The sequence below is a fragment of the Chryseobacterium sp. MDT2-18 genome, assembly GCF_030815285.1.
In the GTDB taxonomy this organism is placed as follows: Bacteria; Bacteroidota; Bacteroidia; order Flavobacteriales; family Weeksellaceae; genus Kaistella; species Kaistella salivictor.
Map to the genome: position 1 here is coordinate 12,580 of NZ_JAUSWQ010000003.1, position 19,529 is coordinate 32,108.

Sequence of the window (19,529 nt, forward strand, 5' to 3'; positions counted from 1 at the left end):
ATATCGGCTGCAGTACATCAGCACAGAAAGCAGCGAATTAAGAAGGAGTAGTTTCATGTTTTTTTATATTGTTTAAAAATGAGTTCGGAAACCGATTGTATAGGTTGTTACAGGTCTCAGGGCAGCATTTCCAAAGCTGAAATCGGGATCTAAGCCCTGTTTGTTGGCGCGCCAAAGAATTCCGAGATTGCTTACGGACGCGTACAGCTGTGCCTGCCTGAAAGGAAGATTTTTCCAGCGGTCGCCGTTCAGGCTGTAATTCAGGTTGAGAAACTGGAGTCGTACATGATCCCCTTTTTCTACCAAAACTGCGGAACCGGTGTAAAAAGCATCACGGGAGGAATCTGCTGTTCCTGTGAAAGAAGGAATGTACGTCCGTATTTCGTCTCCAGTCTGTTGCCATCTTTGCCCGAAATCGCTGTGTCCGTTTCTGCTCACGATCAGATTTGTATAATTGATTGAGCTGCGTCGGAACCAATAGCCCAATTTATAAGTGAGACCAACATCGAGCGAAAAATCTTTAAAACTCAGGGTATTAATGAAAGAACCATAGGTAGTGGGCAGTGCAGAACCAAAATACTGTAAATCCTCAATTCCCGTTTCGGAAGCCGTAATGGCGGTGTAATCTTTGCTGATTTCGCCATTCAGATAACCGCGGGGATCTCCCGTTTCGGGATCGAGTCCGGCCCAACGGTACGCAAACATGGAATATACCGGTAAACCTTCAATTCCGGAAATTGGCAGGGAAGCACCGTTAGCACTTACATAATTGCTGGCGAAGCTGTTAGCCCGGTAATAGTTGGTGACTTCATCCCGGTAGGTACTGAGATTCAGAACGGTGTTCCATTTAAAATTACCGGTAATCAAATTGCCGGTTTTTAATTCGACATCTACACCTTTTCCCTGCATTCCTGCGACATTCCACAGCAGCGTGGTCACTCCAGTGGTATAATCCAGCGGTGCTGTACCGAATAAATTGCTTCCTTTCTTGGTGAAAAAATCAACAGATCCCGCTATCCGATTGTTTTGTGAGGCAAAATCTACTGCGACATTCATCATTCTTGAAGTTTCCCAGCGCAGGTTCGGATTGTAATACTGATCGATTCTTGCCATCCCCGTGCCGGTATAAATGGAGGGACTGGTGTCGTAAACAATAGTCGTCACTGCCACCATGGCAGGATCAATGTTTCCGTTGAAACCATAAGAGCCGCGCAGTTTGAGGGTCGGCAGAAACGGAAAGGGATAGAAATTTTCGTCCGACAGTTTCCAGGCAAGCCCTGTGGACCAAAAGGGATTCCATTGGTCATTGGTTTTCAGACCGAAGAGATTGCTCGCATCTCTTCTGATACTGCCTGTAACCGTATATTTCTTATTATAAGTATAAGTGGCATTGGCATACAGGGAAACAAAGCGGATCTTTTTTTCTTTCATCACCTGCCCCGGCTGAATAAAATCCATATCCCCTGTTACAAAAGTCGGATAAGACTGGGTATAATCCACACTTACTGCACTTTGGGTTTTGGGATTATAGCCGTAGTAGCGGTTTTCTTCATAACGGATATCTGTCGCCCGCGTTTCTGCGCCGGCAATAGCGGCGATGGAATGCCGGGAAGAACTGTAGGTGTAATTTGCCTGTGTACGGAGGTTATTGATCTCTGACCGGCTGTTCATCTGATCAAGTATTCCGCCTTTCGGTACTTTGAAAGTTAACAAACCTTCCTCATTTTCCTGTGCGAAGGTGTTGATGTAGCTTCGTGCATAATAACTTTCTGCATCGGAAAGCGCTCTGCTGATGCCGGTGCCCCGCTGATACTGGTATTTTACATCAGCCGTAAGACCCTTGAGAATTTTGTACTGAAGAGAAGCATTGAGGATCAACTCATCATTGGAGGATTCTGAAGTGCTGTGCATCCAATCGGTGAGCGGATAATAATTCCAGTCTACAAGACCTTTTCCAGAGAGGCTTTCTTTGTAGCGCTGATTATAGGTAGAAAACATCACGAGGGGATTTCCTGCCTGATCTGCAAACTGCATGTAGGGAATCTTCCAGTTTCCACTCATGCTTACGGTACCGTAGGCACTTCGCCCGCTTTTTTCGGTGGTGTTGGCATAAAGCATTTCAGCAGATGCCGTTAGGCGGTCGGTTAGTTTCCATGTGTTTTGGAGCCGAACATTTTTACGTTCAAATGATTCCCCAAGACTTCCGCTGTTGCGGTCGTATCCGATCCCCGCAAACCAGGAATATTTGGACCCCCCTTCCGAAAGATTCAGGGCATACTGTAATTTCTGAGAGGGTTGATACATGTATCTGCGGTACTGATCACGCACATCGATTTTTTCGAGCATCGCTATCTGCTGTTGGGCATATTCGGGAGTAATGAAGCCATTCTGCTGCTGATTCAACAGATCAACAACGGGCGTTAAAACAGGATGATTCGGCGCATTGAGATCACTGTCGTAAAAGCCCTGAGCAAAGAGCTGTTTCTCTACGGCAATAAAATCTGCGGAGGAGATCTGGCGGATATTGCTGAGATCCGGTCGGGCAGACAGCGTCGTGTTGGCAGTAAATTCTGCTTTTAAAGGTTGAGAAGCATTCGGTTTTTTGGAGGTAATGACAATCACCCCGTTTGCTGCTCTTGCGCCCCAGATACTTGATGCCGCAGCGTCTTTCAAAACTGTAATGTTTTCGACCATATCAGGATTGATGTTATTCAGATCCCCTTCATAAGGAAAATCATCGAGAATAATTAACGGATTTCTGGGCCCCTGTAGGGTACTGATCCCCCTCACCATTATTTGTGGACTGCCAGTGACGGCACGGTCAATAACAACGCCATTAGACACTGCTGACAGCCGCTCCATGATGTTTGTAGTAACCTCTTTATTCAGCAGTTCGCGGTTAACGGTAGAGAATGAACCGGTTGCTCGATCTTTGGATATTTTCTGATAACCTGTCGCTAGGGTTATTTCTTTGATTTCAGTTATTTTTGGAACAAGTGGAATCATTAGATTTTCTGAAAGTGGAAGATTAAATTTGACTCGTTTTTTTTCATAACCGCCCCCTGACAGGATGAGTTCTTTTTCAGCACCGGATACGGTGAGGTTGAATTCGCCTTTTCCGTCGGTAACTGCTGCTGTATCTGTATTCATTAATGCCACTGTAATGCCCTTTAAAGGCGTCATGGTGCTTTGGTCTACCACAATTCCGCGGATGATCTGCTGGGAAAATACAGCAACAGAACAGAAACAGGCAGACAGTATAAAAATGTTTTTCATCGTTAGTTATTTTAGTGATTATTGGTTTATTATCGGCTGTGTTCTACGGGCGATCCCGGACAACCAATATCGACAGGTCCCTTTCCTCCTCGATTAAGGTCAGACCATATTTTTGCAGGGCTTTCTTCAGTTCTGCCAAATCTTTAACAGTACCCAGATTCAGATCTACATTATCAGTATATCCGGTTTCATCGATCACATTCAAATCGGTGAATTGATTATTGACATTCAGGTACACGATAAGATGTTCCAGCGGTGCATTGCGCAATATTATCGTTGTTTCCAATACATTTGATACCACTGTTCCCCCTTTGGTTTTCAGGTCATCCGAGGCTCCTGTTTTTTTCAGTACCAAACACTTTGTCCGTTGCTTTTCTATTAGAGCCGAATAGCCTGAAAATTCATTAAGGGCTTTGAGCATATTTGGATAAAGCTGGTCTGCTTTATTCTGCGGAACAATAAATTCAAAATTATATAGCCGGTCATCCACAGGATCATCTTCATGGGTAATTGTAAAATCAATTGCCTCTGGATTTTTAACCAGATTAACGAGCCTTTTCTCACTGAAAGGAGTGTTTTCTTTTTCAAATAACTCATAGGCAATTCCACGGTAAATGTTCATCAAAGAAATGTTGGTCCACTGTCTGCCATACACTACTCCATCGTTACTGCGGTGAAATCCAGATCCCGGTGCAATCGCCTTGATTCTTCCCTTCGAAAGCAATGTGTAATTGACTAAAGTTGTTTTTTTCTCCAGATCAAATTGTTCTGCCAACATGAGCGGCCGGTCTCTGCCGATCTGCAGAACGGTTTCGACAGAAGATTTTTTCCCTTGCAGAATTTCCTGAATGTTATCGGCGGTGACCTGTGAAGCATCGGTGGTGTTGAGCACTTTCCCGTCTTTGATCCAAACGATAAAGGGAATGGCATAGTGGGGAAAAATTTTGCTCAGAAACGGATCTCCTGCTACAGAAATCAGATTCTTAAACCGCTGTCCATTTTTGGAGGCAAAGAATTTATTAAGGGTGGCGAGATCTTCTCCGGTAACCGGCAGCACCTTTAATTTTCCCTCAAACTGCTTTTCTAATGCTTCCATTTTAGGAAAGTTTTTTAAACATGATCCACACCACGTAGCCCAGAAATCCAGCAGGATCAACTTATCCCGGTCTTTGCCGAGTTTGATAGTTTTTTGTGGAGCATTGACGACTGATAATGGTGTCGTCCATACTTTTTCAGGAATAGCATCGCCGATTTTCAGGGCTTTTTGCTGGGCAGGCAGCTGTAGAAATAGAAGTGCCAAAAGTGTCAGGGAAAGGATTTCCCTGCAAAACTTTTTTTTCATAGTTTTGTTTTTTTAGATTGTTAGTTCATTATTGTACTGATAATTGTTATTGCTCTTTTCCTTGGTCGGCAAAACTGGAGGGAAAGGGCTTTCTTTTTATAATTTTAAATTATAGATTCTAGATTTTAAATTTTAACTTTTAACTTTTTCGGATCGTCTTAGGGGAAAGCGTGTAGAAACACTTTTCAGTTGGGTACTTTCCCGCTAAAGACCAATCCTTTTAAAGGGCATTGATATGAAGATTTGCTTTTTTAAGAGCTGTTGTTGAAGTAGAGAATGTGTCTGTTCATGATTTTAGAGCATGAAGAGGTTGATTATGTAATCTTATTTCCCGCGAAGCAATTAAGCCGCAATGGTTGTACACGCCATTGTAAGTGTCGTAGATACTTTATTGTGAAAAGCAGGCTTAGGGAATTGAGAATACCGGATACAAAACGGCATGGGTCTCAACATATCCACTCTGAGGTACTGGTATACCGTGCAACAGATAAGTGAGCCCACGCCTAGGTCGTGAACTACTATACTTATCGTCTCGTTGCTTTAAATTACCAGTTTTCAGAGCGAGATTCTAAGCAATAGCTTCTATTTTTTTTGAAGTATCGCAAAATTACATTTTCTGTAACTTATTTTACAAATATAATAATAATTTTTGATTTGTGACATATTTGTCAATGATAAATTTGACAAATATGTCACTTTTATTAAATGAATTATATTAAAGACAAATATTTTATTGTAATAGCTGATTATGTCAAAGCATTCATTGATGAAAAAGGAATTGATGTAGCAGATTTAGCAGCGGCAGCAAATGTTGATCGAAAACAAATTTATAGATTAATAAAAAAGGAGAATGTACCTAAATTATCAACATTAATAAGAATATTACTAGCTGCTGGAATAGAGCCTTCAAAACTTTTCTCAATAAAATTTGATTTTGAAATTTATATGAAAGAAAACAATATATTAAAAGCTACTCCTAAAAACAAGAAAAAATCCTGAGGAGAGTGGGGATTTTTTTTGTGTATTACGGGGAACCGTAATTGGGATTGAAAAGTAATTTGTATTTTAGGCATTGGAAAAATCGTCGGCTTCACTTGGTCGCAAATGAACTTAACTTTTTCTTTAAGCCACAATTGTCTAAAAACCTTTTCAGATGATAGCAAGTTAAAACAAGAAATTAGAACAATCCCATTGAAAACTAAATCTCCTACAATTATATGCTAAAAACAATATTTATTCCTGCACTGTTCAAACCCATTCTAAAAGATGTTATTGAAAAAATACCAACGGGAGAAACTAAAAAGAATTGGTTAGGTTCTGAAAAACAGATTACTGAAAAAGTGACTTCTCATCAAATTGTTGGATGGTCAGACTCTGAAATTGATGGTGAAAAATTATCTAATGACATCAATAAAGAAATTGAAAAATGGACTTCAAAAAACATCAAAATCATTTCGATTACACCAATAACTTCTGGTCGTTATAATTACCAATATAACGCACTAGGAATAACTAGTGCAAAAAGAGTTTTCTCTGAAACAGAGAAAGTAAGTGGTGGTGGAAGTTATGGTTTTGGCTATGGTTATAGCTATACTGAGGGTGTGTTGATTTGTATTGAGATAATTTAAACATAACTTATTAATTATTCTGATCTGCAAAGTATCATGACTTTGCAGTTTTTTAGAAAACGTAATATGCGGTGGTATTTATTTGACTAAAAAAAGAAGTGCTAGTGCCAGTTCGATTCCGGTATCAGGTAATTTTCAGAAGCACTTTTTTTGTTGCTAAAGCCTTTTACAGCAAACTAGAAAAAACCATTTGACTTCTGGCAATTCTTGTGATTAAATAGGGCAACTCTTTATTTTATTAAAATAATTTAGCTATTATTGAAAGGTATATACGTAGATTTTTCATAAGCTGAAGATAGTCGTGAAGGCGAAAAGACATTACCAATAAATTGAATAAAATCTCGAAAGAACAAAACGTGAAATTAATAAACTATGCTATGAGAAAAATACTATCCGTATTTATTTTGACTTTTATACTGATCGGCTGTAACAATCAAACAAAAGAAAAAACGATGGACACCTCTACAAATGAAAAATTGGTTAAGCAATATTTTGAGCATTTTAACAATCACGAGTGGACAAAAATGGCTGATATGTATGCTGAAACTACCGATTTTAAAGATCCATCACTAGGACAGGGAATTGTAAAACAAACAAGACAACAAATTGTAGACAAATATTCAGAACTCAATAAAGTTTTCCCAGACCTTCACGATCAGGTTATTCAAACTTATCCTTCGGACGACAAACATATCATTGTAGAATTTATCTCAAGTGGAACTGCACCCGACCACTCGAAATTCGAATTACCTATTTGCACGATTTTCACGATTGAAAACGGAGTGATAACAAAAGATTTTTCCTATTTTGATAATTTTGACGAAGAAGAACAATAAATATTTCATACCAAGCATAAACGGTAATATTAATTTGAAAATAGGGCGATTTATAAAAAAAGAAGTACCGGTTCGATTCTGGTGTCGGGTACAGTTTAATGATCTAATGAAAGCATTTTAATCAGGTCTCTCCCATGATGGATTCTTCCTAAAGATTTATACCACGAGTATTCTAAAGTTGATACACTATAGCTTTTTGTATAAAGTCTTGCCCAGAGTAGTAATTGGGATTAAATCTCTTAGCAAATATATTTTTAGTAAATGATTTCCTACTTTTGTTAAAACTAATATTAGAATGCCCGCACTACATTGGATAGAAAAAACAAAGTCATTAATCATCACCAAGATGTCTCTTATAGAAATTTATAGAAGCGTACACGTACAAAGATGGGCAAAAAAGTGATGCTATTTCTGAGAATAAATTATTCATATAGATAACCTTGAAGCCTTAAAATCTGAGCTACCTCAATATCAAGGTAAAGTAAAATGGATCTACATAGACCTACCTTATAAATTTAAAAAATGGTTAGGACAAATTGTGGGTCCTATCGCTAAGAATAATTAACTGCGGTCTTTTTAATTTCTTTAATCTTAGACTTTTTAGTTAATACCTTTTTAAGTAAATTCATATCATCGCCAATTTTTCGATCTTGAATTTTAGCATAATGTTGTGTCATTTGAACATTGGAGTGACCCAACATTTTACTAACAGTCTCAAGTGGTACCCCATTATTTAATGTTACAGTCGTTGCAAAAGTATGTCTGGCCGTATGAAAACTAATATCAAAGTCCAACCCGCATAAAGTGGCAATCTCTTTTAAATACTCATTCATCTTTTGATTGCTTAGAACAGGTAAAACTTTCTCATCATTGACACACTTTACATTTGCCTTATAACGTTCTAAAATCTCGTTTGCAATTGGAAGAATAGGAATACTTGCCTCAACCTTTGTTTTTGTTCTTTTAATTTTGATCCATTTCTCGCCATTTGCATTAATTGATATGTTTTCATTTGCTAATTTCTTAACGTCGGAATAAGCTAATCCTGTAAAACAACAAAAGAGAAATATATCGCGAATAGTCCGTAACCTATCAGTGCTGAATACTTTATTTTTTATTTTTTCTAATTCATTTTCTGTAAGAAAGCGTACATCTGTAATGACAATTTTAGATTTATAAGTAGCAAAAGGGTTTTTAATAATCCACTCGTTATCTAAACATATATTGATGATTTTCTGAAAATTTTTGATGTACTTTACTGCTGAGTTATTGGCGCAATTACGTACCGTTCTTAGAAAGAATTCATAATCTGAAATAAATGCAGGATTAATCTCTTTTACGTCAATATCTGAAATATTATATTTCCACATCATAAACTGTTGAGTATGTCTAAGAGATGTTTCATACCGCTCCCAGGTTCCATGTGCGAATCCTCGTCCTATTAATTCCTTTATTTGATTATTGTGATCTTGAAAAGCTTCTACTAAAGTGACTTTTCGTTCATCAATCCCCAGAAATCTATTTTTCAGACATTCACAAGTAATTATTTTTCGATTATTCAAAAGATAATTATAAGATTCGAACATTTTTGCTCGTAGGCTTTCGAGGAATGAATTAAAAGATTTTGCATGAGAAGAATTTCCAAAAACTTTTCCGGCTTTAGAATTCCATTCTGTCGTTTTAATCGTTTTTCCTGTTGAAATTTCTTTTCTTTTTCCGTCAATAGTAATCCGCAAATAAATGGCGGACATTTCAGAATTACCTTTTGTCTTTTTTGCATAGAGTAGTAAACAGTAGGTTTGCATAAGTCATGATTTTAAAGGTTAATAAATTTATTTCGAAACCTCTAAACCTACAAGATGTTCAATGAATGAATAAGCGATGAATAGGCTGTTTACTGCTAAATTCGGTGAGTACTTCTTTTTATTTTTCAAGTACTCACCTAGGTACTCCCTTTTGTTTTGTATTAATTTGATATAATTTGATACATCTTAAATACAAAAAAGCCTTTAAATACTAGTATTTAAAGGCTTTTGATGTGTTTTGGTTGTTCACCAAGCGGAGAACTAGGGATTCGAACCCCAGGACCTGTTACAGTCAACAGTTTTCAAGACTGCCGCAATCGACCACTCTGCCAGTTCTCCAATGAAATTGATTTCTCTTTTTCAGTAGTGCAAATATAAAGACCTTTTATATATTGACCAAATTATTTTTACAAAAAAGTTTTAAATCCTTCATTATCAAAGGGAAAATTAATTCTTAATGACTTGCAAACCCAGATAAACAGCGGCTAAACCCACCATAACACTCAATAAAATATAAAATATCAATATCGGATAGTGCCCACTTTGCCATAATGAATAGCTTTCGGCGGAAAAAGTAGAGAAGGTGGTGAACCCTCCACAAAATCCGGTAATCAACAGAAACTTCAAATAATTATCTACTTTTATGAAATAAGATGTAAGCACGCCGATCAAAAAACAACCAATCATGTTCACCAAAAAAGTACCCATCGGAAAGGAATTGATATTCCATAACTTCTGGGTATAGCTGGAAATCAGGAAGCGCAATACGCTTCCCAATCCTCCTCCTATGAATATGTAAAATAGGTTTTTCATTTTTAAGTAACCATCCAATGCCCAATCTTAAAAGTCTCTGCCCGGCAAAAAAAATGTCCGCCCACACACTTGGCTCCTTTTACTTGGCTTTCTTTACTTTTACTTGGCTCTTTTTACTTTTTACTTGGTTCTTTTCACCCGACTCTACGCCAGTTCGCCTAAATACTTCTCCGCATCCATAGCAGCCATACAACCACTACCTGCCGCAGTAATCGCCTGTCTGTACTGACTGTCCTGCACATCACCCGCCGCGAAAACTCCTGGTAAATTCGTTTTCGTTGAACCTGGAAGCGTGTTGATATATCCGTTCTCGTCTAAATTGATCTGACCTTTGAATATATCTGTATTCGGTTGGTGTCCGATTGCGATAAAGATGCCGTGAACATCAATTTTTGAGGTCTCCTGAGTTTGATTGTTAATCACCACAGCTCTTTCAACCAAAGAATTTTCGCCTTCAATTCCGGTCAGTTCGTGATTGAATAACACTTCGATATTCGGGGTATTGCTCACGCGGTGAATCATCGCTTTGGAAGCACGGAAATGGTCTTTTCTCACCAGCATTGTAACTTTGCTGCACAACTTTGCCAGATAAGTAGCTTCCTCCGCTGCGGTATCTCCTGCTCCAACAACAACAACTTCTTTGCCTTTGTAGAAAAATCCGTCACAGGTTGCACAGGCAGAAACTCCTCCACCGGAATATTTTTTCTCGTCATCCAGGCCTAAATATTTTGCAGTCGCACCGGTAGAAATAATGACGGATTTGGCCCAAATTTCTTTTTTTCCTGCCCAAAGCTTGTGAATCCCACCAACTTCCTGAGAAAATTCAGCTTTGGTAATCATTTCGTAATGAACTTTGGTTTCGAATCTTTCGGCTTGTTTTTGCAGATCCATCATCATTTCGGGACCGGTAATTCCGTTCGGATATCCAGGAAAATTGTCAACTTCGGTTGTGGTCGTTAATTGTCCGCCTGGTTCAAGACCGGTGTATAACTCAGGTTTCAAGTCGGCTCTGGCCGCATAAATCGCAGCAGTAAAACCGGATGGTCCGGAACCTACGATGACGCAGTCTAAAATATTGTCTTCCATTATTTAAAATTAGATTTAAAATTGAATTTTTAAAGTTTTCAAAAATCGGGATTTATTTCGGGTTATCGAATTATTTGGCGATGAATTTTTTCGATGACTGAAAATGCGGGATCATTTTGCATTTGAAATTACTTTAATAAAAAGCGTTTAAAAGTAAGAATGCAAAAAAAGAGGAACACTTTCTTAGAAACAGACTAGATATATTATAAACACATAAGACACATTAGTTTCTAATATTTTCATTAGAAAAAAGGACACATTAGTTGGAAAATCAAAGATTTTCTTAACTCATCCCGTTTTGGGAACGGGACAAGTTGTGAACTGATGTGACTTATTTATTTTTAGTTTTACTCAACTTATGTGTTAAAAATAAAAATAGTTTTTAAAACTAAACAGGCTCTAAAAGAAAACTTTCTAATCATGACATGAAAAATCTTGTTAAAAAATCCCAACCGCGACCCGACCTGAATGGAGCTCTTTTTGCGGAACGAAGTGGAATAAAAAAGCGGGAATGGAGGGCGGAAATGTCGCCCCCAAAAAAAATATAAAGTAAACATTCGACGCAGTCAAATAGTCGCCCAAAAAAGATAGATACTAAGTCTGAACTTTGTATTGGTCGATATGCAAAATTTTGTAAACCATCTCTTTCAGCAATTCACCGTCGGTCATATTGATGGCGCCCAGTCCTTTGCTTTTGAGGTCGATTTCGCGTAAAATAGAAACAGCCCGTGTACAGTTTTTGAGATTATAAAAACGTGCCGCTTCCGCAAAATCTTTCAGAAAATAAGGATTGACGCCCATTACAGAAGCTTGGTTTTGTGGCGATTCTGCTTTCATGGTGTGAAAAATAATGAGGTTCGAAAAGAAATTATACAGATTTCCCGTGGTCATCACCAGGGAATGCGTCTTTGATTTCCCCATATAATGCGCGATTTTGAAGGCACCAAATTCGTCTTTTTTTCCCAGCGCTTTGATAAGTTCGAAAACGTTGAAATCTTTGCTGATACCGATATTTGTTTCAATCGTCTTTTCGTCGAGGATTTCACCTTCTTTCAAAATCATTTTCAGTTTCTGCAGTTCATTGGAAATCCGCGATAAATCGGTACCCAAATATTCGGCAAGCAAAGTTGGAATATTCGGTTTGGCTTTTAGTCCCGCAGTTTTAAGTTCAGAATCAATCCATTTTGCAATATTGTAATCTTTGACTTTTTCACTAAGAAACAGCATCTTTTTCTGCGTCAAAGTTTTGACAAATGCTTTCCGTGCATCTACTTTTTTGTATTTATAAGCGATAATTAAAACCGTAGATTCCACGGGGTTATCGGCGTAAGCCAACAACGCTTTGCTTTCAGCTTCAGTGAGGATAATATCCTGGGCTTCTTTTACGATAATCACTTGCCGGTCGCCCATCATGGGAAACTGCCTCGCCAGAGAAAGTACCTCAGCAAACGTGGTGTCTTTTCCGTACACTACAGTTTGGTTAAAGGCTTTTTCATCTTCCGTTAAAACATCGTTTTCAAATGATTTTAAGGCAACGTCCATAAAATAGGGTTCTTCGCCATGAAAAAAATAAATAGGCAAAAGCTCTTTATTTTTAATATTTTTGAGGATTAAATCTAATTCTTTCATAAATGGAACTTCCGAAACTGAATTTTAATGAGGGTTTTGACTTTCAAATCAAGAGAGACAAAGATAAGTTTTTTATTTATGATCTGGTACGCAAATCCTGGCTTCTGCTCACGCCGGAAGAATGGGTACGACAACATTGGGTGCATTATTTTCACCTGACAAAACGCAGAAACTTATCGTCTTTGATTTTAGAGAAAAAGCTGGTGTTGAATGGAACCACAAAGAGAATAGATCTTTTGGTGACCGAAAAAACGGTCGCTAAAATCCTGGTTGAATGCAAAGCACCCCATATTAAACTGACCGAAAAAACCTTCGAACAAACAGCACGATACAATTCCGTTTTAGATGCAGAAGAAATTATTTTGAGCAATGGTTTGCAGCATATTTCCGCTAAGTTTGTTGATGGAAAATATGAATTCTACATGGGTGAATTTTAAAGCTCATTTCTTTCCGATGCTATTTTCACCATCAATCCTGACTATTGTTATAACATAAACATTGTTTGCTTTTTGACATTTTGAACCTTAGTTTTGCACCATGACAAAAACAAACGGCACTTTTCTCTCTATTTTACCCTTGCTCCTCTTTGTAGGAATTTTTTTAGGATTCGGAATTTACAATCAGGATTTTTATGCTTTGCCCTCTCCCATCGCTGCTTTGATCGGAATTGTTTCCGCCTTTGTTTTGCTGAAAGGAAAAGTGAATGAAAAAATCGATACTTTTTTGAAAGGTTGTGGCGATGGTAAAATTCTGACCATGTGTATTATTTACCTTCTGGCAGGCGCTTTTGCAACGGTTTCGAAAGCCACGGGAAGCGTTGATACCATTGTGAACTTAGGTTTGAATTATATTTCGGCGGCGTATTTTCCGGTGGGGATTTTTGTGATAGCCTCATTTCTGTCTTTTGCGTCAGGGACGTCGGTGGGTTCCATCGTAACTTTGGGCCCGATTGTTATTGACCTGGCAGAAAAAAGCGGTTCTCCCTTAGGATTAATTGGTGCCGCTTTGCTTTCGGGAGCCATGTTTGGCGATAATCTTTCGGTGATTTCAGACACGACGATTGCTGCGACACAGAGCTTGGGCTGCGAAATGAAAGATAAATTCCGGGTCAATTTCAAACTCGCTTTACCTGCGGCAATACTAGCCATTATTATTTTAATTATTATCGGATTTAATCAGGAAGCGACCTCTGTTGTAATGGAACAAAAGGATTTTAATTTTATGCTGATCCTTCCCTATTTGCTCGTTATCACACTTTCTATTATTGGGATTAATGTCTTTGTCGTGCTCTTTTCAGGATTGCTTTTTGCGGGCGTTTTAGGAATGGGTTACGGAACTTTTGGCCTGATGGATTTTGCCAAAAGCAGTTATGAAGGTTTTACCAGCATGACCGAAATCTTTCTGCTTTCGCTTCTTACCGGCGGTTTAGCAGCTTTGGTAGAACGGGCGGGCGGAATTAATTTTCTTTTAAGAAACATTAATAAAATCATCAATTCCAAAAAAACGGCTTTATTAGGAATTGGCGGATTGGTAACGGTGGCGAATTTCTGTGTCGCCAATAATACGATCGCCATTTTAATCTCCGGCAAAGTCTCCAAAGAAATTACCGAAAAATACGGGCTGAAACCTCAGGAAAGTGCTTCCGTTCTCGATATATTTGCATGTTATGTTCAGGGAATTATCCCGTATGGCGCGCAGATCTTGATTCTGATTTCTCTCAGCGGTTTCAAAATGAGTTATACCGATTTGGTTTTAAATTCTTTTTATCTGCATCTATTACTGGCAATTACTTTGATCTCGATATTAGTCAGAAAAAAAACTTCTGCCGTAACACCAATGACAACTTAAATTAAAATATGGCAATTAAAAATATTATTTTCGATTTCGGCGGCGTGGTGATGGATTGGAATCCGCGCTATTTTTTCAAAGATCATTTTAAGGATGATGAAAAGATGGAACATTTCCTCAAAAATATCGCAACCGATGAATGGAATGCAGAACAGGACCGCGGACGCACTTTAGCCGAAGGAACGGAAATCCAGGTGGCCAAACATCCGGAATGGGAAAAGGAAATCCGGGCTTATTACGACAACTGGACGACCATGTTGAAGTCAGAAATCCCACATAACGTCGCTGTTTTACGAAAACTGGAACATTCTAAATATCATCTTTTTGGCTTGACCAACTGGTCGGCAGAAACCTTTCCTTACGCATTGGAAAATTATGATTTCTTTAAGATCTTTCAGAACAAAATCGTAGTTTCCGGAACGGAAAAACTCATTAAACCAGATCCAACTATTTGGGAAGTTTTACTGGAACGGTATAAAATCAAAGCTGAAGAATCAGTCTTTATTGATGATAATGCCAAGAATATTGAAGTGGCGAAAAGTCTGGGATTTATCTGCATTCATATCAAAAATGATACAGATTTAGAAAAGGAATTAAGAGATTTGGGAGTGGCGTTTTAGTTTCAACTCACCCCTTATAACAAAAATAAGAAGTGAAGAAGCTTTATAAATTAGAGTTTCTTCACTTCTTTCTCATTATTAAAACTGCGATTATTATTCTTCCCGATTCACCAAATCCATCGAAAATGCAGGCAGGCAGATCGCCAGATAATCACAGGGGTTTTCAAACGGATTGCTGTACCGAACGCGCGCGCCTTTTTCAATCAGAATGCTTTGTCCGGTTTCTAAAACGACGGTTTCACCATCGATTTCAAACTGCTTTTTCCCTTTAATGATATAGGTAAATTCATCGAATTCGGGGGTTTGAAAAGGTTCGCTCCAGTTGGGCGGTGCCACCATGTGAGCTATGGAAATATCAGAATTCCCGGTGGAATTTCCCCAGATTTCTTCAATGAGTTTTCCATCGGTTGTAGGTACGACGAAAGGTGATTTTTGAATTTTATATTTTGACATAAAGAAGTTTTAATAGTGATTCAAAATTACGGATTAATCTTTTCCTTTCCGAAATCCAAAACTGAAAATAAAAATGATTCAGAAAATCTATGAGGAATTCAGATGAACATTCGGTTCATTATATGTAAATTTATCCTTAATAAAATTTAAAATGATGATACGATCCTTATTATTAACAGCAACAATTATGGTTTCAAGCAGTTTATTCAGTCAAAAAATGAACACCGTTTCTTATCAGGACGGAACTCAAAAACTCAGCGGTTTGGTTACCTCAAATGCAGGAAAAAAACTGCCCGGAGTTTTGATTTTACCGGCGTGGAAAGGTATTGATGATGAAGCGAAAGCCGCTGCATCCGATTTGGAAAAACAGGGTTATATTGCCTTCATTGCAGATATCTATGGCGAAGGAAACCATCCGAAAGACAATGCGGACGCCGCAAAAATTGCGGGTTCCTACAAGCAGAATTATGAAGCGTACCAGAAAAGAATTGCTCTGGCCTTAGACCAATTGAAAAAAAACGGAGCGATTCCTGAAAAAATCGCGGTGATCGGCTACTGTTTTGGCGGAACAGGCGCTTTGGAAGCAGCGCGCGGAAATCTTCCCGTTGCAGGGGTTGTTTCTATTCATGGCGGTTTAGGAAAGGACCAGGCCCGAAAAAACGGACCGATTGCTGCCAAGGTGTTAGTTGAAAATCCGGCCGACGACCAAAGTGTAACTCCGGAAGATTATAACAGTTTGATCAAAGAAATGAAGGAAGGAAAAGCCGATTGGCAAATCATCACTTACGCCAATTCTAAACATACTTTTACGAATCCGGAATCGCCGGATTACAATCCGGTGATGGCGAAAAGAGCGTGGAATCATACTTTGATGTTTTTGAAAGAGATTTTAAAATAAGGAAAACGCTTAGCTTTATTTTTTTTAACTTCAAAAATTTTCATTCTTCTTTTATTTAATAACTTAAAAAAAATCCTTTTCAAAAAATTATTGAAAAGGATTTAATATAAAGATTTGATTTGGTCTAAAACTGCATTTCAGGAATTTCTCCGTCGATGATTAAATCGGCCTCCGTAGATTTTATAATTTGTTCCACAGAAACGCCGGGTGCTCTTTCTAAAAGTTTGAAACCATTTGGTGTAACTTCTAAAACAGCCATTTCCGTCACTACTTTTTTCACGCAGCCCACTCCGGTTAAAGGTAATGTGCATTTTTTAAGGATTTTACTTTCGCCTGCTTTATTCACATGCATCATGGCAACAATAATATTTTCGGCAGAAGCCACAAGATCCATCGCGCCACCCATTCCTTTCACCATTTTTCCGGGAATTTTCCAGTTGGCGATATCGCCGTTTTCGGAAACTTCCATAGCGCCGAGAATGGTTAAATCTACCTTTTTGCTTCTGATCATGCCGAAACTGAACGCCGAATCAAAGAATGATGCGCCGGGAAGTGTGGTGATGGTCTGCTTTCCGGCATTGATTAAATCCGGATCTTCTTCACCTTCGAAGGGAAACGGTCCCATTCCGAGGACCCCGTTTTCACTTTGAAATTCTACCGAAAGATCGTGAGAAACGAAGTTCGCAACCAAAGTCGGAATTCCTATTCCGAGATTCACGTAATAACGGTCTTTCACTTCTTTGGAAATTCTTTGGGCGATTTGTTCTTTTGTAAGCATGATAAAAACTTTGACTGCAATTTAAATAAATTTCATTTCATATAAAAATGAGATTGATCCAATCGATGAGATTTCGCAAACAATCAGAATTATATCAGTAGTTTTGCACCTTATTATTTTACAAAAATGAAAACGCTTTTACATTATTTAAAACCTCATAAATGGTTGTTGATTATATCTTTATTTTTGGCCACCATCAATCAGGTATTCTCCCTGTTTGGTCCTGCGATTACGGGAAATATCCTCGATCAGCTCGTCACGCATCCGAACTTTTTTGACAAAGAAAAACTGTTGCCCAGAAATTTAGACGAATATTTTTATGGATCTGATCTTTACCACGGTGTTTTCTATTTTCTCGGACTTTTAATCGGAACCGCGATGGTAAGCCGAATTGCCAAAGCTTTTCAGGATTATGTAGTGAACGTCATTACCCAAAAATTCGGCGCCAATATTTTCACCGATGGATTGCAGCATTCCATGGCACTTCCTTACCAGGAATTTGAAGACCAGAGAAGTGGTGAAACTTTATCTATTTTAACGAAAGTCCGGGAAGATTCAGTGAAGTTCATAACGAATTTCATCAATATCTTTTTCGGGATTCTGGTGAGTATTATTTTCGTTTCTGTTTATGCGATCCGCCTTCACTGGTCGATTATGCCGGTGTATGTGGTGGGAATCTTAATTATCTCTTTCATCACCAATTTACTCAGCAAAAGAATTAAAAATATTCAGAAAACAATCGTTGCCGAAACCAACAGTTTAGCCGGAAGCACAACGGAAAGTCTGCGAAATATCGAAATCGTAAAAAGTTTAGGCTTAACGAAACAGGAAGTGAAACGCCTGAATAGCAATACCTACAAAATTTTAGGATTGGAATTGCGAAAGGTAAAAAGCATCCGTTCTTTAAGTTTTATTCAGGGAACGATGGTGAATTTTCTGCAACAGATGATTACGTTCACGTTGCTGTTTCTGATCTTTAAAAACATCGTAACGCCGGGACAATATTTATCCTTAATGTTTTACGGATTCTTTATTTTCGGACCGATGCAGGAAATCGGGAATATTATTATCTCTTATCGCGAAGCACAGGCTTCACTAAATAATTTCGATATGCTGATGAAAAAACCGGCAGAACAGAAACCGCAAACACCGAAAAAAATCGGTGCGATTGAAAAACTGGCTTTCAATCATGTCTCTTTTCAGCACCGCTCTGCTTCCTATAAAGCTTTGAATAACATTTCTTTTGAAGTGAAAAACGGTGAAACGATCGCATTTGTTGGTCCAAGTGGTTCGGGAAAAAGTACGTTGGTGAAATTGCTGGTCGGATTGTACCGCCCTAAAGAAGGAACTATTTTCTATAATAATATCAACGGGAATGAATTTGATTTCGATGAACTGAGAAATCAGATCGGTTTTGTCACGCAGGATACTCAGCTTTTTGCCGGAAGCATTAAAGAAAACCTATTGTTTGTAAATCCGGATGCGACGGAAAAAGACTTAGAAATGGCTTTGAAAAAATCCAGCTGTACCGCCTTAATCCAAAGAGCCGAAAAAGGAATAGAAACCATCATCGGCGAAGGGGGTTTTAAATTAAGTGGCGGCGAAAAACAGAGAATTGCCATCGCACGCGCTTTACTCAGAAAACCGCATTTGCTGATTTTCGATGAAGCGACATCGGCTTTAGACAGCATTACAGAAGAAGAAATCACTTCTACGATTATCGATGTTTCGAAAGAAAAAGAGCAGATCACGGTTCTCATCGCGCACCGGTTAAGCACCATTATGCACGCCGACCGGATTTATGTTTTGGAGAAAGGACAGGTTATCGAGACCGGTTCTCATGAAGATCTACTGATTGAAAAAGGGTTGTATTATGCGATGTGGAGACAACAGATTGGGGAAAGGAAAGTTGTGGAGAGTGTTTAAAAATTTTGTAATTTTAAATAAAGAAATCAAAATTATATAACCTTGTAAAAAATAGGATTATGGACAACATTTTAATCACCCCTAAAAACGAAAAGCAATTGAATTTGCTCAAATTATTGCTTGAAGAAATGAAAATTCAGTTTAGATACGAAAAAAATTAAATTGAATCTATAAATCCTGAGCTCGAAAAAAAAATAAACGAAGCTCGACAAGAAAAAAAGAAGGAAAACTATTAACCATTAATCCCAAAAAAATATGGGAAAGTATATAGTTCAACTTTCAAAAAGAGCTTTGAAGGATTTGAAAGCCATTAAAAAATCGGGCAGAAAATTGGATATGGAAAAGGTGCAAACTTTTCTCATTGAATCAGAAGAGCATCCACGAACCGGCGCAGGTTCGCCAGAACAACGAAAGTACCATGGGCGAAGTTTGGAGCAGAGAAGTTAATAAAAAAGATCGCTTTGTGTATGAAATTTTTGAGGAAGAAGTTTCTGTTACGCTTATACAATCTTTGGGGCATCACAACGATAAGTAAAGTTTTCTGATTAAAAACCTCCACTCCTTAACTTTAGAAAAATGATTCTCACGAAA

The 19,529-nt window shown here is 38.2% G+C and carries 17 protein-coding genes and 1 tRNA gene; 9 read left to right on the forward strand and 9 right to left on the reverse strand.

Translation table 11 applies throughout. The features are described from left to right. Window positions 1-72 precede the first annotated feature (72 nt). On the reverse strand, window positions 73-3,276 hold the full coding sequence (locus tag QF004_RS03925) for a SusC/RagA family TonB-linked outer membrane protein (protein WP_307422961.1): 3,204 nt from the start codon (window positions 3,274-3,276) through the stop codon (window positions 73-75). A gap of 43 nt (window positions 3,277-3,319) precedes the next feature. After that, window positions 3,320-4,618 (reverse strand): TlpA disulfide reductase family protein, encoded by a 1,299-nt coding sequence (locus tag QF004_RS03930; RefSeq protein ID WP_307422964.1) that lies wholly within the window; start codon window positions 4,616-4,618, stop codon window positions 3,320-3,322. 705 nt (window positions 4,619-5,323) lie between these two features. Between QF004_RS03930 and QF004_RS03935 the strand changes: the two genes are divergently transcribed. The 3 genes from QF004_RS03935 (at window position 5,324) to QF004_RS03945 (ending at window position 7,082) form a co-directional block, all read left to right on the forward strand. Continuing rightward, window positions 5,324-5,617 carry a helix-turn-helix domain-containing protein gene (locus tag QF004_RS03935; protein WP_307422967.1) on the forward strand — a complete coding sequence of 98 codons (294 nt, stop codon included), beginning with the start codon at window positions 5,324-5,326 and terminating at the stop codon, window positions 5,615-5,617. A gap of 218 nt (window positions 5,618-5,835) precedes the next feature. Next, complete coding sequence (locus QF004_RS03940) at window positions 5,836-6,246, forward strand: hypothetical protein (RefSeq protein WP_307422969.1); 411 nt, start codon at window positions 5,836-5,838, stop codon at window positions 6,244-6,246. Between the two features lie 377 nt (window positions 6,247-6,623). Then, window positions 6,624-7,082, forward strand: a complete 459-nt coding sequence (locus tag QF004_RS03945; protein WP_076387455.1) for a nuclear transport factor 2 family protein — start codon at window positions 6,624-6,626, stop codon at window positions 7,080-7,082. A gap of 551 nt (window positions 7,083-7,633) precedes the next feature. On the opposite strand, the gene QF004_RS03950 is transcribed toward QF004_RS03945, so the two are convergent. The 5 genes from QF004_RS03950 to holA form a co-directional block, all read right to left on the reverse strand. After that, a complete protein-coding gene (locus tag QF004_RS03950) occupies window positions 7,634-8,887 on the reverse strand; it encodes a site-specific integrase (RefSeq protein ID WP_076387454.1) in 1,254 nt (417 codons plus the stop codon). A 254-nt stretch (window positions 8,888-9,141) separates the two neighbouring features. Beyond that, window positions 9,142-9,226 (reverse strand) — tRNA-Ser (locus tag QF004_RS03955). Between the two features lie 108 nt (window positions 9,227-9,334). Continuing rightward, the gene (gene crcB / locus QF004_RS03960) at window positions 9,335-9,700 is read right to left on the reverse strand and encodes a fluoride efflux transporter CrcB (protein WP_307422979.1); all 366 of its coding nucleotides are present in this window, start codon (window positions 9,698-9,700) and stop codon (window positions 9,335-9,337) included. Between the two features lie 144 nt (window positions 9,701-9,844). Next, window positions 9,845-10,786: a thioredoxin-disulfide reductase gene (gene trxB / locus QF004_RS03965; RefSeq protein ID WP_133440733.1), complete on the reverse strand. Its 942-nt coding sequence runs from the start codon at window positions 10,784-10,786 to the stop codon at window positions 9,845-9,847. A 594-nt stretch (window positions 10,787-11,380) separates the two neighbouring features. Next, window positions 11,381-12,415, reverse strand: coding sequence for a DNA polymerase III subunit delta (holA, locus tag QF004_RS03970; RefSeq protein ID WP_307422984.1), 1,035 nt, complete (start codon window positions 12,413-12,415; stop codon window positions 11,381-11,383). Between the two features lie 2 nt (window positions 12,416-12,417). On the opposite strand from holA, the gene QF004_RS03975 reads away from it, so the two are divergent. From QF004_RS03975 to QF004_RS03985, 3 genes are all read left to right on the forward strand, one after another. Beyond that, on the forward strand, window positions 12,418-12,852 hold the full coding sequence (locus tag QF004_RS03975) for a type I restriction enzyme HsdR N-terminal domain-containing protein (RefSeq protein ID WP_307422986.1): 435 nt from the start codon (window positions 12,418-12,420) through the stop codon (window positions 12,850-12,852). Between the two features lie 100 nt (window positions 12,853-12,952). Continuing rightward, on the forward strand, window positions 12,953-14,263 hold the full coding sequence (locus tag QF004_RS03980) for a Na+/H+ antiporter NhaC family protein (RefSeq protein ID WP_307422990.1): 1,311 nt from the start codon (window positions 12,953-12,955) through the stop codon (window positions 14,261-14,263). Window positions 14,264-14,271: 8 nt separating this feature from the next. After that, on the forward strand, window positions 14,272-14,883 hold the full coding sequence (locus QF004_RS03985) for an HAD family phosphatase (protein WP_307422993.1): 612 nt from the start codon (window positions 14,272-14,274) through the stop codon (window positions 14,881-14,883). A 93-nt stretch (window positions 14,884-14,976) separates the two neighbouring features. On the opposite strand, the gene QF004_RS03990 is transcribed toward QF004_RS03985, so the two are convergent. After that, window positions 14,977-15,336, reverse strand: a complete 360-nt coding sequence (locus tag QF004_RS03990) for a cupin domain-containing protein (protein ID WP_307422996.1) — start codon at window positions 15,334-15,336, stop codon at window positions 14,977-14,979. A gap of 154 nt (window positions 15,337-15,490) precedes the next feature. Here QF004_RS03990 and QF004_RS03995 point away from each other — a divergent pair, with 154 nt between their 5' ends. After that, window positions 15,491-16,234 carry a dienelactone hydrolase family protein gene (locus QF004_RS03995; protein WP_307423597.1) on the forward strand — a complete coding sequence of 248 codons (744 nt, stop codon included), beginning with the start codon at window positions 15,491-15,493 and terminating at the stop codon, window positions 16,232-16,234. 124 nt (window positions 16,235-16,358) lie between these two features. Here the strand turns inward: QF004_RS03995 and QF004_RS04000 are convergent, their stop codons facing one another. Beyond that, the gene (locus QF004_RS04000; RefSeq protein WP_133440739.1) at window positions 16,359-17,012 is read right to left on the reverse strand and encodes a CoA transferase subunit B; all 654 of its coding nucleotides are present in this window, start codon (window positions 17,010-17,012) and stop codon (window positions 16,359-16,361) included. A 126-nt stretch (window positions 17,013-17,138) separates the two neighbouring features. Here QF004_RS04000 and QF004_RS04005 point away from each other — a divergent pair, with 126 nt between their 5' ends. Together QF004_RS04005 and QF004_RS04010 are read left to right on the forward strand one after the other, a co-directional pair. Beyond that, window positions 17,139-18,938, forward strand: a complete 1,800-nt coding sequence (locus tag QF004_RS04005; RefSeq protein WP_133440740.1) for an ABC transporter ATP-binding protein — start codon at window positions 17,139-17,141, stop codon at window positions 18,936-18,938. 255 nt (window positions 18,939-19,193) lie between these two features. Then, window positions 19,194-19,385, forward strand: a complete 192-nt coding sequence (locus QF004_RS04010) for a hypothetical protein (protein WP_307423001.1) — start codon at window positions 19,194-19,196, stop codon at window positions 19,383-19,385. The last annotated feature ends 144 nt before the right edge of the window (window positions 19,386-19,529 follow it).